Raw genomic sequence first — 20,500 nt, 5'->3', positions numbered from 1 at the left:
GTTATTCGCTTGCCATGGCCTTCTTGCGCTGGTGGCCGATGACGAACGACGCCACGATGATCAGGAAGACGACCAGCGTGATGATCCAGCCCGTCACGCCGAACGGGTCTTCGGCCGCGGCCGCGGCTCCGCTGTTCGCCGCGCCGTCGGTGTTCGGCGCGGCGTTGGCCGGATCCGCGTTCACGGCTTCCGGTGACCGGTATTCGATGCGCCCCACCGATTCGGCCTCGGACTCGCGCAGCGCGATGCCGTAGTCGAGAAGCTTCGCGGCCTGTTCGGTGACCCTGGTCGGGCGCTGCTCGGCGCGCAGCATCACGACCCCGATCCGGTGACCGTTCCGGACGGCGCTGCCGGCGTAGGTGTGGCGCGCGTCGTCGGTGAAGCCGGTCTTCCCGCCGGTGAACCCGGGGTAGCTGCCGAGGAGCTTGTTGTCGTTGTAGATCGTGACGACCGGTTTCCCCGCGGTGGCCGGGACTTCGAAGCTCTTGGTCTTGACCACCTTGGCGAATTCGGGGTTCTTCATCGCGTAGTGGAAGATCAGGCTCATGTCGTAGGCGGAGGTCGACATGCCGGGGCCGTCGAGCCCGGACGGTGTGGCGGCCCGGGTGTCCGTGGCGCCGATGCGGGTGGCCAGCGCGTTCATCTTCGCGAGTGTCGCGTCCAGGCCGCCGAGCACGGTGGAGAGCGCGTGCGCCGCGTCGTTGCCCGAGTGCATCAGCAGTCCGTGCAGCAGCTGGTCCACTGTGTACTGACCACCGGCGGCGATGCCCATGCAGGTGCACTCCTGCTCGGCGTCCTCCTTGGTCGGCACGACGATCTTGGCGGGCGGGAGTTCGGTGACCACGACCAGCCCGAGCAGGACCTTGATCAGCGACGCCGGCCGCTGGCGGGCGTGCGGATCCTTCGCCGCGATGACGTCACCGGTTTCGAGGTCCTGCAGCACCCATGACGCGGAGGTGTTCCCCTCGGGCGGGTTCAGCGCGCGCTTCGGGAGCACGAGCCCGCATTCGGCCATCCGGTCGCCGCCCACCGGAACCGGCGGCACCGGCAGCGGCGTCGGAGCGGCCTCGCCGGGGCGCGGTTTCTCGGAGGTGTCGACGGGCGGGGGAGGCGTGACCTTGTTCGCGCACGGCTGCGCCTGGGCTGGTGGCTTCGGGGCGGCTGTGGCCACCGGCGTCACCGCGAGGGCGAGCACACCGGAAACGAGGACCAGGAGCAACCGGGAGATAGCGCTGTGCACCCGAGCAATGTAGCGCCGCCGGGCTCGCTGCATACTCAGGGGCATGCGCATTTCGCGAGGTACTTCGATGTTCCTGCTGGGTTTCGGCGTGTGGTCGTGGATCATCTGGATCACCTTCGCCAAGAACCTCTGGGACAGTGACCGCGCCTGGGCCGCGGACGGCTCGCCGACGGCCTACTTCATCGTGCACGCGGTGCTGACGGTCGTCTCGTTCGTGCTCGGCACCATCATCGGGCTCATCGGTCTGCGCACGCTTCGTGGCGCCAAGTCACGGGACGCGGAGAAGGCTGACGCCTGATCGGGTTTTGTCGTCCTTTTGACGGTGTTGGGCAGGGTCCGGCTCGCTTACGTTCACTCCACCGAATCATGGAGGTGGAATGTCCCGGATCAGACGCCTGCTCGTCCCCGCGCTCGTCGCGGCGGCGGCGGGAAGCGTGTTCGCGGCCCCGTCGGCGAGCGCCGCGCCCGCGCCGCAGTGCGACACCGCGAGCGCCCCGTTCAACTACGTGGTGCTCTACGACCCGCGCACCCCGGAGCGCAAGGTCGACAACGAGCTGCGCGCCAAGTGTGGCGAGAAGGTCGCGTACTACCCGGAGATCGGGGTCGCGGTGGCGACCTCGCGCAACGCCGACTTCCAGGCGAAGATCGGTGTCTTCCGCGCCTACTCGGGTGGCCGTGACGTCGCGTTCCCGCCGGCGGCCTCCACCCGCTCGACGCGCTCCGCCGTGGTCGACACCAAGGAGAACGAAGAGACCACCAGCGTCGCCGTCGAAGAGGACCTGTCGGCCCAGCAATGGGACATGCGGGCGATCCAGGCTCCCGAGGCGAACAAGATCTCCGGTGGCAGCCGCTCGGTGACCGTCGGCGTGCTGGACTCGGGCATCGAGCCCACCCACCCCGCACTGAAGGCGGCCCTCGACCCGAAGGTGTCGGCAGGCTGCAACAGCGGCGCGCCCGACACCACGCCCGCCGCCTGGGCGCCCACGAACTCCGACCACGGCACGCACGTCGCCGGCACGATCGCGGGCAAGGACGCCGCGCGCGGCTTCACGGGCGTGGCGCCCGGCGTCAAGCTGGCGTCGGTGAAGGTCGTGAACGACGACGGCCTGATCCTCCCCGAGGCCGCGGTGTGCGGGTTCATGTGGGCGGCGAAGCACCGCTTCCCGGTCACGAACAACAGCTACTACATCGACCCGGGCATGTTCTACTGCTCGAAGGAGCCGGGCGACGCGGCCGCGTTCGAAGCCGTCCGCCGCGCGGTGACCTACTCGACCGGCCGTGGCGTGCTGAACGTCGCCGCCGCCGGCAACAGCGGTTTCGACCCGGACAAGCAGACCACCGACCCGAACCGCCCGCACCCGGTCGACACGAGCTGCGGCATCCTGCCCAAGGCCATCGACGGCGTCGTCAACGTCTCGGCCATCGGCTACGCGGGCACGAAGTCTTCGTACAGCAACTACGGTGACGACGTTTCGGTCACCGCCCCCGGCGGCGACCGCGCCCAGCTTCCGCCCACGGGCGAGGGGGTGGGTTGCCCGCTGTCGACCATCTTCAACGGCGGCTACGGCGCCAAGTGCGGCACCTCGATGGCGTCCCCGCACGCCGCCGGTGTCGCCGCGCTGCTGGCGTCCCGCTACCGCCACGCTTCGCCGCGGGTGCTGACCTGGCTGCTGGAGCACCAGGCGGACACGATCCCCTGCGGCACCGCGGCGCCGGTCTGTGAAGGCCCGGCGAAGGACAACTCGTACTACGGCCACGGCCGCGTCAACGCCCTGGACGCGGTGAAGTAGTTTCGCGCGATCGCCGGGGCCGGTCCACGTTCGTGGGCCGGCCCCGGTTTCGTTTTCGGGAACTTTCGCCGGATTCGCGATCGGGGTCCTTCTCGCTACGTTGTGAGCACCTTCGACAGTGGGGAGTTCACGATGTCGTTGTCCGGTCGATTGGTTCCCGTGGTGGTGGGGCTGGCGATGCTCCCGCTCGTCAGCGCGCCCGCGGCGGTGGCGGCTCCGGTGGCGCCCTGCAGCGAAGAGCCGCGGGAGCTGCCCATCAACGAGTTCACCGACTATCGCGAGATGGTGCGGGAGCTCGGGCGACTCGAACGGGTGAGCCAAGGGCGGGTGAAGGTCAAGGAAGTCGGGCGGTCCAACCGCGGCCGGGTGATCCACCAGGCGACCGTCGGGACCGGGCCGAAGGTGTTCGTGGTCTCCAGCGAGATCCACGGGAACGAGAAGACCGGCACCGACGCCCTGCTGCGCATCCTCGACTACCTCGGCACGTCGGAGTCGCGGGACGCCGAGCGGCTGCGGAAGACCATCACCTTCGTCGCGGTGCCGAAACTGAACCCGGACGGCGCCGAACTCGACCGGCGCGGCAACGACCTGTCGTGGGCCGAGGTGCAGCGGAAGTTCCCCCAGCTGAAGGACCGGCCGCCCACCTGGAACTACCTCAGCGACGTCCTCCAGGGCGACGACTACCGCAAGCGGCCTGGATTCGACGTCAACCGCGACTTCAATCCCGAGCTGAGCTACGTCCCGCGCGCCGAGGACGTCCCGGGCGCGCCGGATCAGCCGGGCTGGTTCATCACGCCCGAGGCGCGGGCGCTGCGTTCGGTGTACCTGGAGCTGACCGCTTCGCGGGGGAAGGTGCCCGACGTCTACGTCGATCTGCACCATCAAGGCGCCTGCGTCCGGCAGGAAGGCAGCAACCGGCTGCTCGACGTCGGCATCGACTACCCGCCGTTGCCCGACAAGTTCTTCGAGCCAGGCCAGAAGTACGCGAAGTACCGCGATGTGTACACAAAGGACGAATCGCGGCAGCTGGCGATCAGCGCGTTCAACGGGATGACGTCGCGCGGGTTCGTCGGGGCGCGGTATCCGCACGCGCCGGACCGGGATCTGCCGGGGCAGGCGCGGTGCTCGTTCGCGCTGAACGGGACGGGGACGGTGCTGTTCGAGGTGCGCGGGCAGACGCAGACGCTCGGGCAGCAACACCGGGAGCGCTTCACGCGCGCGGTGATGGCTGGGCTTTACAACATGCTGCGGGACGTGAGCACGGGTGCGGTCGGGTACATCGACCCGGAGGCCTTCGACCGGCTGCCGGGTACCGCCGACTCCGCCGCCCTGGCGCGGATCCTGGAGTAGCGGCTGTCGCGTGAAGGCCCCCTTCCCTCGGCTCAGCCGAGGGAAGGGGGCCCTCACGCGGCGTCGGCACCGGCAACGTGGACTGCGGGACGTGTGCGAGCCGAAGCGACCTCGTGTGCGGCGACCAGTTCACCGACTACGCCGACCGGATCGTCTCGGAGCCGGGATGGAAGTGTCTGCACGACGAGGATGCCCGCGGCGGTGTAGCGCGTGTTCCTGCTCAACGTTCGTGAGTAGTCGGACCGCCTGAAGTGGAAATCGAACGAGTCGATTTCCCAAGCGAGGCCAATGTCGTCCCACCAGGCGTCCGGGCGTCCCAGGTATTTGCCACGCTGATCGAAGACCTTGCAGTTCCAATGGCTCGGTGGCGAGGGTAGACGAAGGCTGAGCGCGCGCGCTCGGGATTCGGCCATCGAACGGATATCGATCCAGCTTGAAAGCAGCCGGCGTGGGATTGCCGTTCCTCGTTGAGTACCGTGATTGAGCTCCCGCAGGAGCTCAGACGGTGAGCAGCGGCCACTTTGCACCGCTTCGATCAGTACTTCTTCCACCGGGCCGGATTCACGAAGCCGCCGGACGGCATCTGTGGTCGCGCGTACCAGAGGCGCCGTTGGTACCTCCCCGATCATCTTCGGTTCCGGGAACCGGAGTGTGCGCTCCATGGTGACGAAGCCGGTGCTGCGGACCTTTCGTTGATGAGGGATGAGCATGTGCAGGTCGTCGCCTGCGGGGAGCGCCCCAGGGCGTAATCCGTGCAGACGGCAGGCGGCGACGCCGGTGAGCATGCTCTTGGCACCGCCGTACAGCAGTGCGGCGGTGATCAGTTCTTCGGGTCTTGGTTGTGTGTTGTGCAAGAGCACGATCCCCGGTAGCGGACGTTGCCAGGGGCCGCCCGGTAGACAGCGCGCGTAGATCGTGCTGCTGCTTATGTCCTCCGACTCGAGGTCGGCGACTCGAATGACGCCATTGCGGCTTCTTGCCAGCAGCAGTTCGGGATGCTGAGCCCATCTCCCCCTGTTGACCATGAAGCTCAGGATGAGCGCAGCGTCACCGATCGCGCCAGCCCCTTTACCCGAGCCTGTGGACAACTCGCTCCCTGTGGATAACTCTCCTGATGCGCGTGAAGGCCCCCTTCCCCCGGCTCAGTCGAGGGAAGGGGGCCTTCACGCGCAAAGCGGTCTAGACGCGCTTGAACAGCAGGGCGCGTTTGACTTCCTGGATGGCCTTCGTGACCTGGATGCCACGCGGGCACGCGTCGGTGCAGTTGAACGTCGTCCGGCAGCGCCAGACACCCTCGGAGTCGTTCAGGATGTCCAGACGCTCTTCGGCGCCTTCGTCACGCGAGTCGAAGATGAACCGGTGCGCGTTGACGATCGCCGCCGGGCCGAAGTACGAGCCGTCGTTCCAGTACACCGGGCACGAGGACGTGCAGCAGGCGCACAGGATGCACTTGGTCGTGTCGTCGAACCGGTCGCGGTCGGCCTGCGACTGGATCCGCTCGCGCGTGGGCTCGTTCCCGTAGGCGATCAGGTACGGCTTCACAGCCTTGTACGCCTCGAAGAACGGGTCCATGTCGACGTAAAGGTCCTTGAGCGTCGTCAGGCCCTTGATCGGCGCGATGGTGATGGTCGTCTTCTTGCCGTTGGTCTCCAGCAGGTCCTTCATCAGGACCTTGCACGCCAGCCGGTTGATGCCGTTGATCTGCATCGCGTCGGAACCGCAGACGCCGTGCGCGCACGAGCGCCGGAACGAGAACGTCCCGTCGATGTAGTCCTTCACGTAGAAGAGCAGGTTCAGCAGCCGGTCGGTGCGCTGCGCGGGGACGTCGTAGGACTCCCAGTGCGGCTCGGTGTCGATCTCGGGATTGAACCGGAGGATCTTCAGCGTGACGGTGATCGGCGTGTGGTCGGAGGACACGGCCTCCGACTTCTCGGGGGTTGCCGTGGTCATCAGTACTTCCGCTCCATCGGTTCGTAGCGGGTGAAGGTCACCGGCTTGTAGTCCAGGCGGACGTCGGCGGTGAGACCTTCGCCCTCCTTGTAGGCCATGGTGTGCCGCATGAAGTTCGTGTCGTCGCGGTTCGGGTAGTCCTCGCGCGCGTGCCCGCCGCGGGATTCCTTGCGCGCCAAGGCGCCGACGACGAGGACCTCGGCCAGTTCGAGCAGGAAGCCCAGCTCGACGGCTTCGAGGACGTCGGTGTTGTACCGCTTCCCCTTGTCCGTCACGGTGATCCGGCTGTACCGCTCCTTCAGCGCCTGCACGTCGGTCAGCGCCTGCTTGAGCGTGTCCTCCGTGCGGTACACCGAAGCGTGCGAGTCCATCGTCCGCTGCAGCTCGGTGCGGATGTCGGCGACGCGCTCGTCACCGTGCTCCGAAAGCAGCAGCGCGAGCTGGTCCTCGACGACCTTGGTCGGGTTCTCCGGCAGCTCGATGTGCTCGTGCGCCAGCGCGTACTCGGCGGCCGCGATGCCGGCGCGACGGCCGAACACGTTGATGTCGAGCAGCGAGTTGGTGCCGAGCCGGTTCGAGCCGTGCACGGACACGCACGCCACCTCGCCCGCGGCGTACAGGCCGGGGATGACGTTCTCGTTGTCCCGCAACGCTTCGCCGTGGACGTTGGTCGGGATTCCGCCCATCACGTAGTGGCAGGTCGGGAACACGGGCACCGGCTCGGTGACCGGGTCGACGCCCAGGTACGTCCGCGAGAACTCCATGATGTCCGGGAGCTTCGCGTTCAGCGTCTCTTCCGGGATGTGCGTGACGTCGAGGACGACGTAGTCCTTGTTCGGCCCGCAACCGCGGCCCTGCAGCACTTCCTGCACCATCGACCGGGCGACGATGTCACGCGGCGCGAGGTCCTTGATGGTGGGGGCGTAGCGCTCCATGAACCGCTCGCCGTCGGCGTTGCGGAGGATGCCGCCTTCACCGCGCACGGCCTCGGAGATGAGGATGCCGAGCCCGGCCAGACCTGTCGGGTGGAACTGGAAGAACTCCATGTCCTCCAGTGGCAGGCCCTTGCGGAAGATGATGCCGAGGCCGTCACCGGTCAGGGTGTGGGCGTTCGACGTCGTCTTGAAGATCTTGCCCGCGCCACCGGTGGCGAACACGATCGACTTCGCCTGGAAGACGTGCAGCTCGCCGGTCGCCAGCTCGTAGGCGACGACGCCGGAAGCGGCCGGGTTGCCGTTCTCGTCCGGGGTCAGGACCAGGTCGAGCACGTAGAACTCGTTGAAGAACTCCGTGCCGTGCTTGACGCAGTTCTGGTACAGCGTCTGCAGGATCATGTGCCCGGTGCGGTCCGCGGCGTAACAGGCGCGGCGCACCGCGGCCTTGCCGTGGTCACGGGTGTGCCCGCCGAAGCGGCGCTGGTCGATCTTGCCTTCGGGCGTCCGGTTGAACGGCAAGCCCATCTTCTCGAGGTCGAGGACCGCGTCGATGGCTTCCTTCGCCATGATCTCGGCGGCGTCCTGGTCGACCAGGTAGTCGCCGCCCTTGATCGTGTCGAAGGTGTGCCACTCCCAGTTGTCCTCTTCGACGTTCGCCAGCGCGGCGCACATGCCGCCCTGGGCGGCGCCGGTGTGCGAACGCGTCGGGTAGAGCTTGGTGAGGACCGCGGTGCGGGCACGCTGGCCGGATTCGATGGCCGCGCGCATGCCGGCGCCACCGGCGCCGACGATCACCACGTCGTACTTGTGGAACTGCATAGGGATGACTCCGCTTAACGTGTGGTGGGCGTCAGTTGGCCGAGATACCGGGATCGAAGGTGAAGATCACCATCGTGCCGACGGCGAGGATCAGCACCATCGAGACGTAGAGCACGATCTTCAGCCAGAACCGGGTGCTGTCCTTGCGGGCGTAGTCGTCGATGATCGTCCGGAGCCCGTTGCCGCCGTGGATCTCGGCGAGCCAGAGCATCGACAGGTCCCAGAACTGCCAGAACGGCGAGGCCCAGCGGCCGGCGACGAAGCCCCAGTTGATGCGGTGCACGCCGCCGTCGAGGATGTTCATGATGAACAGGTGGCCGAGCACCAGCACGATCAGGGCGAGGCCCGAGATGCGCATGAACAGCCAGCTGTAGAGCTCGAAGTTGCTGCGGCGGGCGGCCGGGCGCTTCGGCGAACGCGGCTTGTCGAGTGCGAGAACTTCGGTTGCCATGGTCAGTGCCCCCCGAACATAACTTCGACGGTGCGCTTCATCATGAAGTAGGCACCGGGAATCATCACCACGACCCAGATGGCCAGGATGGTCCAGAGCATCGGCTTCTGGAACTTCGGTCCCTTTTCCCAGAAGTCGACCAGCATGACCCGGATGCCGTTGAGCGCGTGGAAGAGCACAGCGCCGACGAGGCCGACCTCGAGGAGGTTGACCAGGGGGGTCTTGTAGGTCTCGATGACCTCGTTGTACGTGTCGGGCGACACGCGCACGAGCGCGGTGTCGAGCACGTGCACGAAGAGGAAGAAGAATGTCAGCACGCCGGTGATGCGGTGCAGCACCCAGGACCACATACCGGGGTCTCCCCGGTAGAAGGTCCCCTGCCGGCGTGAGGCACCCGCCCGATCGCTCGCGGCCGCCTCAGTGGCGGTGCTAGCCGTGGTGGACATCGGTGAACGGCCTCCAACGTCATGGCTTGGGCCCGCTGACCGCTGGTTTCCGCGCCTGCCGCCGGGACGTCCACCTGGGGACGGCTCCGGCGACGGTGCCGAGATCATGGTCATCGAGCGTGGATGAAAAGGATGCTAGACCCGCACCTCACGGTGGGCTCACCTCCGGGTTCCTCTGTGTGATGGACCAGACATCGGCACCCTTGCCCGATCGGGTGACGCAGAGGGGTAACTCACCGGTTCGTCCACTGTGGACGTGCGACCGGTGCGCCGGAGGTTTGAACGGTGCGTGACGATCTTCGTCGATTCATGCGGCCAGGGGGCCGGGTGCTGCCTGCGATTACTCCGTTGTGATCACCGTGCGTACTCCATTCGTCGCGCTTACGACTCACGAGTAAACGTTTGTGTTACGTAGCGTGCCTTTCCTATGGCGGCAAAGCGGCCGTTAGGTACCGTCTCCCGGTCGAACCCGGCAGTGTCGCCGGGTCGCTTTCTTCGGACCATCCGCTGGATCAGCGGGGAGGGAGACACACGTTGCGTCGCATGCGTGGAACCGCGCTGGTCGCCGCCGCCATGGCCGGTGCTCTGGTACTGGCCGGATGCGCGAAGGATTCAGGTGCGGGGAACAACAACAACGCGGGCTCCGGGGACCAGTCCGCCAGCTGCGTGACGGCGCCGAAGCCGCCCGCCGCGGCGGCCGCCTCGACCAGCTCCAGCCAGGCCGGTGAGAAGGTCGACGGCAGCAAGCTCAAGGTCGCGCTGGCCTTCGACGTCGGCGGTCGCGGCGACGCGTCGTTCAACGACTCCGCCGCCGCCGGTACCGACAAGGCGAAGGCCGAGCTCGGCGTCACCACGGTCACCGAAAGCACCGCCGCGGCGACCGAGGACGAGGCCGCCAAGTCGCAGCGTCTCGACCAGCTCGCCACGCAGGGCTTCAGCCCGATCATCGCGGTCGGCTTCGCCTACGCCAAGGCCGTCGGCGCCATCGCGCCGAAGTACCCGAACACCCAGTTCGCGATCGTCGACGACGACTCCGTCAAGGCGCCGAACGTCACCTCGCTCGTCTTCGCCGAGGAGCAGGGCTCGTTCCTGGCCGGTGTCGCCGCCGCCTACAAGTCGAAGAAGTGCCACGTCGGCTTCGTCGGTGGCGTGAACACGCCGCTGATCCAGAAGTTCGAGGCCGGCTTCCTCCAGGGCGTGAAGGCCGCTTCGAGCAAGGCCAAGATCGAGGACGAGTACCTCACCCCGGCCGGTGACTTCTCCGGGTTCCAGGACCCGGCGAAGGGCAACGTGAAGGCCGCCGCGCAGATCGCCAAGGGCGCGGACGTGATCTACCACGCCGCGGGCGCCTCCGGTAAGGGCGTGTTCGAGGCCGCGAAGTCCAACAACGCCATGGCCATCGGCGTCGACTCCGACCAGTACAACCAGAAGACGGTCGAGGCGTCGAAGGACGTCATCATCACCTCGATGCTCAAGCGTGTCGACGTGGCGGTGTTCGACTACCTGCGCGCGCTGGCGAAGGGCGACCTGACGACGCTGCCGAAGCGGTTCGACCTCAAGGTCGACGGCATCGGCTACGCCACCTCCGGCGGCAAGGTCGACGACATCAAGGACGTCCTCGACGGCTACAAGGCGCAGATCGTCTCCGGGGCGATCACCGTCTCGGACAAGCCGCAGAAGTAAGCTTCACCAGGCAGCAGGGCTCGGAAGGGCGACCCTTCCGAGCCCTCACCTGTTTAACTCCCAGAACTGGATGGCTTTTTCATGAGCGCTCCCCAGGCCGAGGTCACCGACGCCCCCGACCGGGGTGAACCGGCCGTGCAGCTGACCGGGATCACGAAGCGGTTCCCCGGTGTCGTGGCCAACTCCGACGTCAACCTCACCGTCACCAAGGGCGAGGTGCACGCCGTCTGCGGCGAGAACGGCGCGGGCAAATCGACCCTGATGAAGATCCTCTACGGCATGCAGCAGCCGGACGAGGGCGATATCGCGATCAACGGCGAACCGGTGAAACTGCGCAACCCGCAGGACGCCATCAAGGCCGGGATCGGGATGGTCCACCAGCACTTCATGCTGGCCGACAACCTGACCGTCGGGGAGAACGTCTTCCTCGGCGCGGAGAACCTGCACGGCATCGGCCGCGCGGCGAGGGCGAAGCTGGCGGAACTCGCCGAACGCGTCGGCCTGCGCGCCCGCCCGGACGCGCTGCTGGAAGAGCTCGGCGTCGCCGACCGCCAGCGCGTGGAGATCGTCAAGGTGCTCTACCGCGGCGCGCGGATCATCATCCTCGACGAGCCCACAGCGGTGCTCGTGCCGCAGGAGGTCGACGCGCTGTTCGAGACCGTCCGCGCCATGCAGAAGGATGGCTTCACCTTCATCTTCATCTCGCACAAGCTCGACGAGGTGCGCGCGATCGCCGACACGGTCACCGTGATCCGCCGCGGCACCACCGTCGGCACGGCCGACCCGAAGACGATCACCTCGCGCCAGCTGGCCGAGATGATGGTCGGCTCGGAGCTGCCCAGCCCGGAGACCCGTGAGTCCACGGTGACCGATCGGCCCGTCCTCCGCCTGGACGACGTCTGCTTGAGCGTCGAGGGTTCCGAGCGGAACGTCCTCGACCACATCTCCTTCACCGTGCACGCGGGCGAGGTGCTCGGGATCGCCGGCGTCGAGGGCAACGGCCAGACCGAACTCGTCGAGACGATCATGGGCATGCGCAAGGGCGGCGGCCGGATCGAACTGACCGAGGTCGACGGCCGGGTCGTCGAACTGCACAAACTGGGGACGCTCGCCCGCCGCGAGGCCGGGATCGGGTACATCGCCGAAGACCGCACGCGGCACAGCCTCCTGCTCACGCAACCCTTGTGGGTCAACCGGATCCTCGGTTACCAGACCCGCGAGCCGGTCGCGAAAGGACAGTTGCTCGACATCGACGGCGCGCGGGACGACACCCGCCGGATCGTCGAGGAGTACGACGTCCGCACGCCGGGTATCGACGTCCCCGCCGCCGCGCTTTCGGGTGGCAACCAGCAGAAGCTGATCGTGGGGCGCGAGCTTTCCGGCGATCCGGTGCTGCTGATCGCGTCGCATCCGACGCGCGGTGTCGACGTCGGCGCGCAGGCGCTGATCTGGGAACAGATCCGCCAGGCGCGAGCGGCCGGGCTGGCCGTGCTGCTGGTTTCGGCCGACCTCGACGAGCTGATCGGGCTCTCCGACACCATTCAGGTCATGCTGCGCGGACGACTGGTCGGCGAGGCCGACCCCGCGACCGTGACCCCGCAGGAACTGGGCTCCGCGATGACGGGTGCCTCCGAAGACTCTGAGGACGGTGTGGCGTGAAAAGGTTCGCTATTTGCGGCACTCATGGCTTTGGAGGCACAGCGTGAGTAGTTGGCGTACGAGGCTGCTGCCGCCTCTGCTCGCGATCGTTTTCGCGGTCATCCTGACGGCCATCGCGCTGATCATCTCGGGAGCGGATCCGCTCCAGGCCTACGGCACGATGATCGGCCAGCTCTTCAAGGGCTCGACCGCCGTCGACACGGTGAACCTCGCGACGGTCTACTACCTGTCCGGGCTCGCGGTGGCCATCGGCTTCCAGATGAACCTCTTCAACATCGGTGTCGAGGGCCAGTACCGGTTCGCCGCCATCGTCACCGCCATCATCGGCGGGGCGCTGCAGCTGCCGCCGGTGATCCACGTGCTGGCGATCCTGGTCGTCGCGGTGCTCAGCGGCATGCTGTACGCGGCCATCCCGGCCGTGCTGAAGGTGACCCGAGGCGTTTCCGAGGTCATCTCGACGATCATGCTGAACGCGATCGTCGGCGGCATCGTGGCGTTCCTGGTCAACGCCGACCAGTTCGGCGTGCAGACCGGCAACAACATCGCCACCCGCGAGATCGCCGAGACGGGCCGGATCCCGGGTATCCCCATCCTTTCGGGTGAGCTGTTCGGCTTCGTGTTCATCGCGGCGCTGATCGGCGGGGCCTACTGGTTCATGCTCAACCGGACCCGGTTCGGGTTCGAGCTGAAGGCCTCCGGCGAATCGACGACGGCCGCCGCGGCGGGTGGCGTCAACGCCAAGAAGATGACGCTGATCGCGATGCTGCTTTCGGGCGGTGTCGCCGGTTTGGTCGCGATGCCGGAACTGCTCGGCCGCGACTTCAGCTACGGCATCACTTCGACCCAGATGTACGGCTTCACGGGGATCGCGGTCGCCCTGCTCGGCCGCAACCACCCGGCCGGGATCGCGCTGGGCGCCCTGCTGTGGGCGTTCCTCGACCGGTCCGCGGTGTCGCTCGAGCAGATCAACGTGTCCAAAGAGATCGCCACGATCATGCAGGGCGTGATCGTGCTGTCGGTCGTCATCGCGTACGAGATCGTGCGCCGCGCGGACCTGGCCGCCGAACAGCGTCGCGTCGGTCGCGCGCTGGCAGGCAACGGCCGCAAGGGTTCCAGCGTGTCCGAGGGAGGTGCGGTGTGACCACCGCGGACGTTCTTTCGCCCAACACGGGCGGGACCACCATGCCGGTGAAACCGCCGAAGCGCCGTATCCCCGGCTGGCTCAAGGGCGCCATCTGGGGGCTGCTGGCGGTCGGCGTGCTCGCGATCGCGTCGTACGCCACCGGCGTCAACACGCTGACCTCGACCAACACCGCGCACACCGCGCTGCGGCTGGCGCTGCCGATCCTGCTCTGCGCGCTCGGCGGCCTCTGGGCCGAACGCGCGGGTGTGATCAACATCGGCCTCGAAGGCATGATGATCCTCGGCACCTGGGGTGCCGCCTGGGGCGCGTACCACGGCGGTGTCTGGGCCGGGCTGATCGCGGCGGTCGTGTTCGGCGCGCTCGGCGGGCTGCTGCACGCCGTCGCGACGGTGACCTTCAACGTCAACCACATCGTCTCCGGTGTGGCGATCAACCTGCTCGGTCTCGGTGTCGCGAAGTACCTGGCGAACCTGGTGTTCACCCCGCTTTCGGGGAACCCGCGCCAGTCGCCGCCGGTGCCGAAGTTCGACACCTACTCGGCGACCTTCCTTTCGGACTGGCTCTCGGACCTGGAGAAGATGCAGCGCGTCTTCATCTCCGACCTCGCCGGCATCCTCAACGGCCTGGTCACCGAGGTCGCGCCGCTGACGATGATCGCGATCGCGCTGGTCCCGATCAGCTACTTCGTGTTGTGGCGAACGCGGTTCGGCCTGCGGCTGCGGTCCTGCGGCGAGAACCCGGTCGCGGCCGAGTCCCTCGGCGTGAAGGTCTACCTGCACAAGTACATCGCCATGATCATCTCCGGCGGGCTCGCCGGAATGGGTGGCGCGTCGCTCGTGCTGCTCGCGGGCGGTGCGGACTACTTGGAGAACCAGACCAACAACCGCGGGTACATCGGCCTCGCGGCGATGATCTTCGGCAACTGGCGGCCGGGCGGCCTGCTCGGCGGCGCGGCGCTGTTCGGCTACGCGGACGGCCTCCAGCTCGCCGGTGGCGGCACCGCGGTGCTCGCGCTGCTGTACGGCGCGGTGATCCTGCTGGCCGTGATCGTGGCGGTGCAGTTGTTCCGCCGTCAGTGGATCGCTTCCGCGCTCGGTGTCGTCGGCGCCGTCGCGCTGTACGCGATCTACTGGACCAACGACGACCTGCCCAGCGACCTCATCCCGTACACCGCGCATTTCGTGACGCTGATCGTGCTGGCGGTGGCTTCGCAGCGGCTGCGGCCGCCCAAGGCGATCGGCGCCACCTATCGGCGAGGTGAGGACTGACATGGCGGAGTACGACTGGGAAGCCTTGCGGGCTCAAGCCGTCGAGGCGGCGAAGTCGGCGTACGCGCCGTACTCGGGTCTGCACGTCGGCGTCGCCGCTGTGGTGGACGACGGCCGGATCGTCGTCGGCTGCAACGTCGAAAACGCTTCGTACGGCTTGGGAATGTGCGCGGAATGCACGATGGCGGGGCAACTGCGGCTGACCGGCGGCGGCAAGCTCGTCGCCGTCGCGTGCCGCAGCGGCGCCGGTGATCTGCTGATGCCGTGCGGGCGCTGCCGTCAGATCCTGTTCGAACACGGCGGATCCGACTGCCTGGTGGACACCCCGAGCGGCATCCTGCCGATGTCGGCGGTGCTGCCGGACGCGTTCGGGCCGGACGACCTGCCATGAGCGCGTTGGCCGCCGTCGACGTCATCCGCGCGAAGCGGGACGGCGAACGGCTCACCGACGAGCAGATCGACTGGACCATCGACGCGTACACACGCGGCGACATCGCCGAGGAACAGATGGCCGCGCTCGCGATGGCCATCTTCCTGCGGGGGATGGATTCCGGCGAGATCGCGCGCTGGACCGGCGCGATGATCTCGTCGGGGGAGCGGCTCGATCTGAAGGTCAGCCGACCGACGATCGACAAGCATTCGACCGGTGGCGTCGGCGACAAGATCACGCTTCCGCTGGCGCCGCTCGTCGCGGCGTGCGGGGCGGCCGTTCCGCAGCTGTCCGGGCGCGGGCTCGGGCACACCGGCGGGACGCTGGACAAACTGGAGTCGATCCCGGGTTGGCGTGCCGCTTTGTCGACCTCGGAGATCATCCGGCAGCTCGACGAGGTCGGCGCGGTGGTCTGCGCGGCGACCTCCGGGCTGGCTCCGGCGGACAAGAAGCTGTACGCCCTGCGGGACGTGACGTCGACGGTGGAGTCGATCCCGCTGATCGCGAGCTCGATCATGAGCAAGAAGATCGCCGAAGGTTCGGCCGGGCTCGTCCTCGATGTGAAGACCGGCTCGGGCGCGTTCATGAAGACGCTTCCGCAGGCCCGGGAACTCGCGCGGACCCTGGTGGAGATCGGGACCGCGCACGGCGTCGCGACGACGGCGCTGATCACGGACATGAACGTGCCGCTGGGACACGCCGTCGGCAACGCGATCGAGGTCGCCGAATCGGTCGAGGTGCTGCGCGGCGGCGGCCCGGCCGACGTCGTCGAGCTGACGGTGGCGTTGGCGCGGGAGATGCTGGCGCTGGCCGGATTGTCCGATGTGGACCCGGCGGCGGTGCTGGCTTCGGGCCGGGCTTACGAGACGTGGTGCCGGATGATCGCCGCTCAGGGCGGGGATCCGGAGGCCGCTTTGCCGCGGCCCAAGCACGTCCACGTCGTCTCGGCGCCCGCTGATGGAGTGTTGACGTCTCTGGACGCGTATTCGGTCGGGGTCGCCGCTTGGCGGCTCGGGGCCGGGCGGGCGCGCAAGGAGGATCCGGTGCAGGCCGCGGCCGGCGTTCTGTGCCTGGCGAAGCCGGGCGATGCCGTGTCGGCCGGGCAGCCGTTGCTGGAGCTGCACACCGACACGCCGGACGCTGTTCCTTCGGCTCTCGCTGCGCTCGAAGACGCCTACGCGGTCAGCTCCGTTGGGCCTTCGGCCTCCGCTCCGCTCGTCCTGGAGACCGTGCGGCCCTGACCTGCGTTTAGCCCCCTAATCGCGATCCGGGGTCGCGTAAGTACGTGAAGGCCCCCTTCACGTACTTCGGGCCCGGGCGAGGGCAGGTCCGGGGCGTCCGAGGCAGGTGCGGGTCGCGTTTAGCGGGCTGAACGCGACCCGTGCGGCCGGGCTGGGGCTCAGTGCCGCAGCCCGGCCTTGGGGGGCGTTGCGAAAGCCACTTTCGCAACCTTCAACGTTGCGAAAGTGGCTTTCGCAACGTCAGGGGCCTGCGGATCGCGATTAGGGGGCTGAACGCAGGTCGGTGGCGCGAGGCGGGCGGATCGCGATTAGCCCGCTAAACGCAGGTCGCGCTCGGAGGCGCGAGCCCGGAGAAGCGTGAAGGCCCCCATCCCAGGCGAAGCCGAGGGAAGGGGGCCTTCACGCGTCAAGAGAGCGTCAGTCGGTGGTCTCGTCGGTGCCGTCGGCCTTCACCTTGGCGTCGGCCGCCTTGGGCGCCCGGCCGTTGCGCGAGCTGCGGCGCGGCTGACGCGGGGCGGGCGGCGGCGGGGAGATCTGCTGCACGGCCGGGCCACCGCCGAGCATCAGCTCCGCGAAGGTCGCCATGGCCTCGTCCAGCTGGCCGCCGATGCGGCGCACGGACTCGTCGTTGCTCTTGCGCACCAGCGAGTCGACCGAGTCGGTGTCCGGCTGCTTCTGCAGCGTGCTCTCGACCTTCGACAGACCGGAGCGGATCGAGCCGTCGAGGTCGCCGAGGCGCCCGGTGAAGCCGTCCTCGACCTTGTCGAGCCGCTCGGCCAGGTCGTCGAGCCGCGAGGTGACCTTCTCGAGGCGGTCGCCGAGGCCGTCGAGGCGCTCCGAGGCGTCGATCATCTCGCCGGTCTCGGTCAGCGCGGTCTTCAGCGCCTCGGTGTTCGCGGTGAGGCTTTCCTTGGTCGCCTTGTCGAGGTTCTCGACGCGGGTGCGCAGCTCGCGGTCGACGGTGTCGACGCGGTCCCGCAGGGTGGACTCGGCCTGCTCGACGCGCTCGCGCACCGGGCCGATCACCGACTGCGGCAGCGCGTCGGTCTTCACGTCCTGCTTGTCGAGGTGCGCGCCGAGTTCGTCGAGACGGCGGTGGATGTTCTGGAGCTTGTCCTCGAGCCCGTCCATCCGGCCCCCGACGCCTTCCAGGCGTGCGGCCATGCCGTCGAGGCGGCCGTCGAGCTGAGCGAACGGCTTGGCCAGCTTGTCGACGATGCTTTCGACGGCGCGGGTCAGCGCGGCGATCGCGGTGTCCTGCGCTTCGAGCCGCGACATGGTCTCGTCGAGACGTTCGGCGAGCACGCTGGTCTCGGTGCGGTCGGGCATCTCCGAGAGCCGCTTGCGCACCGCGCCGAGCGAGTCGACGGGGGCCAGACGTGCGTAGATGTCGTCGAGCGCGTCGAAGATCTGCTGCTGTTCGCTCTCACGCACTTCGGCCGCGCGCACCAGCATGTTGCGCATCCGGTCGAAGGACGGGGCTGCAATGTGGTTGTCAGTGGTCACTGCGGTGTCCTTCGTGGGCGGGGAAATGGGAGGGACGTGACGTGAAGCTTATCCATTGCGAAATTGCTCTGCGTATGGCCCCCGGGTATCGGACAATGCCGAGCTCTGCCCTGATGGCCGATTCAGCCGGTGATCCACAAAGCCGAGGGTTAAGTCAAGCATGAGACTTACAGCCATGTAGGGGAATGACAGGCTGGTTACCGTTACGTATGTCCTCTGAAAGCAGCAGACCCAGCATCCCGGAGGCGGTACTGGCCCGCGCTCCCAAGGTTCTCCTCCACGACCACCTGGACGGCGGTTTGCGGCCCGCCACGGTCGCCGAACTCGCCGACCAGACCGGGTATCGGGCCTTGCCGACCAGCGATCCCGTCGAACTCGGCCGTTGGTTCCGCGATGCGGCCGATTCCGGCTCTCTCGTCTCGTACCTTGAGACGTTCGCGCATACGTGCGGCGTCATGCAGACCGAGGAAGCGCTGGTCAGAGTGGCCGCCGAAGCGGTCGAAGACCTCGCGGCCGACGGGGTCGTCTACGCCGAGGTGCGCTATGCCCCCGAACTCTTCGTCGAACGCGGACTGTCACTCGATGCGGTGGTCGAGGCGATTCAGGCCGGATTCGCCGAAGGTGAACGGAGAGTGGCGGCCGACGGTGGCCGGATCCGCGTCGGGACGTTGCTCTGCGCGATGCGCCAGCACGCCAGGGCGCTCGAGATCGCCGGTCTCGCCGTCCGCTACCGCGACGCCGGTGTGGTCGGGTTCGACATCGCCGGGCCGGAAGACGGATTTCCGCCTACCAGAAATCTCGACGCATTCGAGTTCCTGCGGACGAATAATGCGCATTTCACCATTCATGCCGGGGAGGCGTTCGGGCTCGCGTCCATTTGGGAGGCGATTCAGCATTGCGGTGCGGAGCGGCTGGGCCACGGCGTGCGCATCGTCGACGACATCAAGACCGACAGCGACGGCACGGTCCATTTGGGACGGTTGGCCGCCTATGTCCGCGACCGGCGGATCCCGCTCGAGATCTGTCCCACGTCCAATGTCCAGACGGGAGCGGCGCGCTCGATCGGCGAACATCCCTTCGGCCTGCTCGCCAGGCTGCGGTTCCGGGTCACCGTCAACACCGACAACCGGCTGATGAGCGGCTGCTCGATGACCAGCGAATTCGCGGCCTTGAGCGACGCGTTCGGGTACGGGGTGGCCGATCTCGAGTGGTTCACGATCAATGCGATGAAATCCGCGTTCCTCGATTTCGACCAGCGGCTCGACATCATCAACACGGTCATCAAGCCTGGGTACGCGTCCTTGCGTTCGTTAGCATAGCCAACTATTGTTCACTATGTAGGAGTTAATTCCCATATAGTGAAATGGTGGCGAAGATGGCGCAGGTCGTGGACGTGAGGATCGGCGGCAAACGACGCTGGCTCATCCTCGCGCTCGGTCTCGCCGCGCAGACCGCGAGCTGTTCGTTCCTTTACGGAATCCCGTTCCTGGTCCCGTCGATGCAGCGCGCGGAGGGGCTCTCGCTCGCCGAAGCGGGCACCGTGGTCGCGGCGCCGAGCCTTGGCCTGTTGTTCACCTTGATCTTGTGGGGTGCGGCGGCGGACCGTTACGGAGAGCGTTTGGTAATGGCCATCGGGCTCGGCGTCTCGGGGTTACTCCTCGTGTACGCGGCCGTCGGCGACCACTCGCTCGTGACCCTCTTTGGGGTGTTCCTGCTCGCCGGCGCGAGCACCGCGTCAGTGAACGCCGCGAGCGGCCGGGCCGTCCTCGGCTGGTTCGGCCCGGCCGAACGCGGTCTGGCGATGGGCATCCGCCAGATGGCCCAGCCGCTCGGAGTGGGCGTCGCGGCCTTCGGGCTGCCGCCGCTCGCGGACCGCTGGGGTTTCCAGGTCTCGCTCATGTTGCCCGCGCTGACCGCGGTCGGCGTCGCGCTTCTGGTCGCCTGGCTCCTGGTCGACCCGCCGCGGCCGGAGGCCGAAGCGGGCAAGACGGAGAAACCGCCGTCGCCGTACCGGAAGTCGGCCCTGTGGCGGGTCCACGGCGCGAGCGCGCTGCTCGTCGTCCCGCAGTTCGCGGTCTCCGCGTTCACTCCCGTGTACCTGGTGACCGTGCACGGCTGGACGGCGGCGTCCGCGGGCTGGTTCGTCGGCGCCGTCCAGATCCTCGGCGCGCTGGGCAGGATCGCGTCGGGCTACTGGTCCGACCGCGCCGGCAGCAGGCTGCGGCCGATGCGGCAGCTGGCGGTCGCGAGCGCGGCGGTGATGCTGCTGGTCGCGCTCGGGGACGCGACGTGGCCGTGGCTGGTGCTGCTCGCGCTCGTGCTGGCCGCGGTGATCACGGTGTCCGACAACGGGCTCGGGTTCACCGCGTCAGCGGAGATGGCCGGGCTCGCTTGGGCGGGACGCGCGATGGGCACGCAGAACACCGGCCAGAACATCGCCGCGGCGCTGACCCCGCCGATGCTGGGGCTCGTGATCGGCGATTCGCGGTACGCCCTGGCGTTCTGCGTGGCCGCGGTCTTCCCAGTGCTCGCCGTGGCAGTCGTGCCCGTCCGGCACGAAAAGAGCCCCTCAGGACGAACCTGAGGGG

At 67.8% G+C, this 20,500-nt stretch carries 18 protein-coding genes; 11 read left to right on the top strand and 7 right to left on the bottom strand.

Translation table 11 applies throughout. From position 1 onward, the window contains the following. Nucleotide 1 precedes the first annotated feature (1 nt). Complete coding sequence (locus BLW75_RS19615) at nt 2–1,240, bottom strand: D-alanyl-D-alanine carboxypeptidase family protein (protein WP_034304580.1); 1,239 nt, start codon at nt 1,238–1,240, stop codon at nt 2–4. 43 nt (nt 1,241–1,283) lie between these two features. Between BLW75_RS19615 and BLW75_RS19610 the strand changes: the two genes are divergently transcribed. The 3 genes from BLW75_RS19610 to BLW75_RS19600 all read left to right on the top strand — a co-directional run bounded on the left by BLW75_RS19610 (nt 1,284) and on the right by BLW75_RS19600 (nt 4,380). Then, nucleotides 1,284–1,538 (top strand): SCO4848 family membrane protein, encoded by a 255-nt coding sequence (locus BLW75_RS19610; RefSeq protein WP_026467335.1) that lies wholly within the window; start codon nt 1,284–1,286, stop codon nt 1,536–1,538. A 79-nt stretch (nt 1,539–1,617) separates the two neighbouring features. Next, entirely contained in the window at nt 1,618–3,030 is a 1,413-nt protein-coding gene (locus BLW75_RS19605) for a S8 family peptidase (protein WP_034304583.1), read from the top strand. 132 nt (nt 3,031–3,162) lie between these two features. Next, nucleotides 3,163–4,380: a M14 family zinc carboxypeptidase gene (locus BLW75_RS19600; protein ID WP_241783216.1), complete on the top strand. Its 1,218-nt coding sequence runs from the start codon at nt 3,163–3,165 to the stop codon at nt 4,378–4,380. Nucleotides 4,381–4,433: 53 nt separating this feature from the next. On the opposite strand, the gene BLW75_RS19595 is transcribed toward BLW75_RS19600, so the two are convergent. The 5 genes from BLW75_RS19595 to sdhC all read right to left on the bottom strand — a co-directional run bounded on the left by BLW75_RS19595 (nt 4,434) and on the right by sdhC (nt 8,981). Continuing rightward, on the bottom strand, nt 4,434–5,468 hold the full coding sequence (locus BLW75_RS19595) for a hypothetical protein (protein WP_241783217.1): 1,035 nt from the start codon (nt 5,466–5,468) through the stop codon (nt 4,434–4,436). Nucleotides 5,469–5,559: 91 nt separating this feature from the next. Further along, nucleotides 5,560–6,330 (bottom strand): succinate dehydrogenase iron-sulfur subunit, encoded by a 771-nt coding sequence (locus BLW75_RS19590; RefSeq protein ID WP_034304588.1) that lies wholly within the window; start codon nt 6,328–6,330, stop codon nt 5,560–5,562. Further along, nucleotides 6,330–8,084 (bottom strand): succinate dehydrogenase flavoprotein subunit, encoded by a 1,755-nt coding sequence (gene sdhA, locus BLW75_RS19585; RefSeq protein ID WP_034304590.1) that lies wholly within the window; start codon nt 8,082–8,084, stop codon nt 6,330–6,332. Before sdhA ends, BLW75_RS19590 begins: the two co-directional genes overlap by 1 nt. A gap of 31 nt (nt 8,085–8,115) precedes the next feature. Further along, nucleotides 8,116–8,535 (bottom strand): succinate dehydrogenase hydrophobic membrane anchor subunit, encoded by a 420-nt coding sequence (locus BLW75_RS19580; RefSeq protein WP_034304594.1) that lies wholly within the window; start codon nt 8,533–8,535, stop codon nt 8,116–8,118. A 2-nt stretch (nt 8,536–8,537) separates the two neighbouring features. Then, complete coding sequence (sdhC, locus tag BLW75_RS19575; protein WP_091597900.1) at nt 8,538–8,981, bottom strand: succinate dehydrogenase, cytochrome b556 subunit; 444 nt, start codon at nt 8,979–8,981, stop codon at nt 8,538–8,540. A 543-nt stretch (nt 8,982–9,524) separates the two neighbouring features. Here sdhC and BLW75_RS19570 point away from each other — a divergent pair. The 6 genes from BLW75_RS19570 to BLW75_RS19545 all read left to right on the top strand — a co-directional run bounded on the left by BLW75_RS19570 (nt 9,525) and on the right by BLW75_RS19545 (nt 16,406). Next, a complete protein-coding gene (locus BLW75_RS19570) occupies nt 9,525–10,664 on the top strand; it encodes a BMP family lipoprotein (protein WP_034304599.1) in 1,140 nt (379 codons plus the stop codon). Nucleotides 10,665–10,745: 81 nt separating this feature from the next. Further along, the gene (locus BLW75_RS19565) at nt 10,746–12,323 is read left to right on the top strand and encodes an ABC transporter ATP-binding protein (protein WP_034304602.1); all 1,578 of its coding nucleotides are present in this window, start codon (nt 10,746–10,748) and stop codon (nt 12,321–12,323) included. A 43-nt stretch (nt 12,324–12,366) separates the two neighbouring features. Continuing rightward, nucleotides 12,367–13,464: an ABC transporter permease gene (locus tag BLW75_RS19560; RefSeq protein ID WP_034304604.1), complete on the top strand. Its 1,098-nt coding sequence runs from the start codon at nt 12,367–12,369 to the stop codon at nt 13,462–13,464. Next, a complete protein-coding gene (locus BLW75_RS19555) occupies nt 13,461–14,735 on the top strand; it encodes an ABC transporter permease (RefSeq protein ID WP_034304608.1) in 1,275 nt (424 codons plus the stop codon). The genes BLW75_RS19560 and BLW75_RS19555 overlap by 4 nt, the downstream gene beginning before the upstream one ends. Before the next feature lies 1 nt (nt 14,736). Further along, nucleotides 14,737–15,126 (top strand): cytidine deaminase, encoded by a 390-nt coding sequence (locus tag BLW75_RS19550; RefSeq protein WP_034304610.1) that lies wholly within the window; start codon nt 14,737–14,739, stop codon nt 15,124–15,126. Further along, the gene (locus BLW75_RS19545) at nt 15,123–16,406 is read left to right on the top strand and encodes a thymidine phosphorylase (RefSeq protein ID WP_034304613.1); all 1,284 of its coding nucleotides are present in this window, start codon (nt 15,123–15,125) and stop codon (nt 16,404–16,406) included. Before BLW75_RS19550 ends, BLW75_RS19545 begins: the two co-directional genes overlap by 4 nt. 417 nt (nt 16,407–16,823) lie before the next feature. Here BLW75_RS19545 and BLW75_RS19540 read toward each other — a convergent pair whose 3' ends face one another. Continuing rightward, nucleotides 16,824–17,912: a hypothetical protein gene (locus BLW75_RS19540; RefSeq protein ID WP_034304616.1), complete on the bottom strand. Its 1,089-nt coding sequence runs from the start codon at nt 17,910–17,912 to the stop codon at nt 16,824–16,826. A 209-nt stretch (nt 17,913–18,121) separates the two neighbouring features. On the opposite strand from BLW75_RS19540, the gene BLW75_RS19535 reads away from it, so the two are divergent. Together BLW75_RS19535 and BLW75_RS19530 are read left to right on the top strand one after the other, a co-directional pair. Next, nucleotides 18,122–19,231, top strand: coding sequence for an adenosine deaminase (locus BLW75_RS19535; RefSeq protein WP_034304618.1), 1,110 nt, complete (start codon nt 18,122–18,124; stop codon nt 19,229–19,231). A gap of 56 nt (nt 19,232–19,287) precedes the next feature. Further along, a complete protein-coding gene (locus BLW75_RS19530; protein ID WP_167373506.1) occupies nt 19,288–20,496 on the top strand; it encodes an MFS transporter in 1,209 nt (402 codons plus the stop codon). The last annotated feature ends 4 nt before the right edge of the window (nt 20,497–20,500 follow it).

This window comes from Amycolatopsis lurida (assembly GCF_900105055.1).
In the GTDB taxonomy this organism is placed as follows: Bacteria; Actinomycetota; Actinomycetes; order Mycobacteriales; family Pseudonocardiaceae; genus Amycolatopsis; species Amycolatopsis lurida.
Note: the sequence above shows the minus strand (reverse complement) of the source record. Positions and strands in the feature narration are given on the sequence as shown.

Bases quoted from the DNA above. Each gene is read 5' to 3' on its own strand.
- sdhA (WP_034304590.1), bottom strand. From the start codon at position 8,084: ATGCAGTTCCACAAGTACGACGTGGTGATCGTCGGCGCCGGTGGCGCC.
- BLW75_RS19570 (WP_034304599.1), top strand. From the start codon at position 9,525: ATGCGTGGAACCGCGCTGGTCGCCGCCGCCATGGCCGGTGCTCTGGTA.
- BLW75_RS19530 (WP_167373506.1), top strand. From the start codon at position 19,288: ATGGCGCAGGTCGTGGACGTGAGGATCGGCGGCAAACGACGCTGGCTC.
- BLW75_RS19605 (WP_034304583.1), top strand. From the start codon at position 1,618: ATGTCCCGGATCAGACGCCTGCTCGTCCCCGCGCTCGTCGCGGCGGCG.
- BLW75_RS19535 (WP_034304618.1), top strand. From the start codon at position 18,122: ATGTCCTCTGAAAGCAGCAGACCCAGCATCCCGGAGGCGGTACTGGCC.
- BLW75_RS19580 (WP_034304594.1), bottom strand. From the start codon at position 8,535: ATGGCAACCGAAGTTCTCGCACTCGACAAGCCGCGTTCGCCGAAGCGC.
- BLW75_RS19550 (WP_034304610.1), top strand. From the start codon at position 14,737: ATGGCGGAGTACGACTGGGAAGCCTTGCGGGCTCAAGCCGTCGAGGCG.
- BLW75_RS19610 (WP_026467335.1), top strand. From the start codon at position 1,284: ATGCGCATTTCGCGAGGTACTTCGATGTTCCTGCTGGGTTTCGGCGTG.
- BLW75_RS19600 (WP_241783216.1), top strand. From the start codon at position 3,163: ATGTCGTTGTCCGGTCGATTGGTTCCCGTGGTGGTGGGGCTGGCGATG.
- BLW75_RS19590 (WP_034304588.1), bottom strand. From the start codon at position 6,330: ATGACCACGGCAACCCCCGAGAAGTCGGAGGCCGTGTCCTCCGACCAC.
- sdhC (WP_091597900.1), bottom strand. From the start codon at position 8,981: ATGTCCACCACGGCTAGCACCGCCACTGAGGCGGCCGCGAGCGATCGG.
- BLW75_RS19565 (WP_034304602.1), top strand. From the start codon at position 10,746: ATGAGCGCTCCCCAGGCCGAGGTCACCGACGCCCCCGACCGGGGTGAA.
- BLW75_RS19545 (WP_034304613.1), top strand. From the start codon at position 15,123: ATGAGCGCGTTGGCCGCCGTCGACGTCATCCGCGCGAAGCGGGACGGC.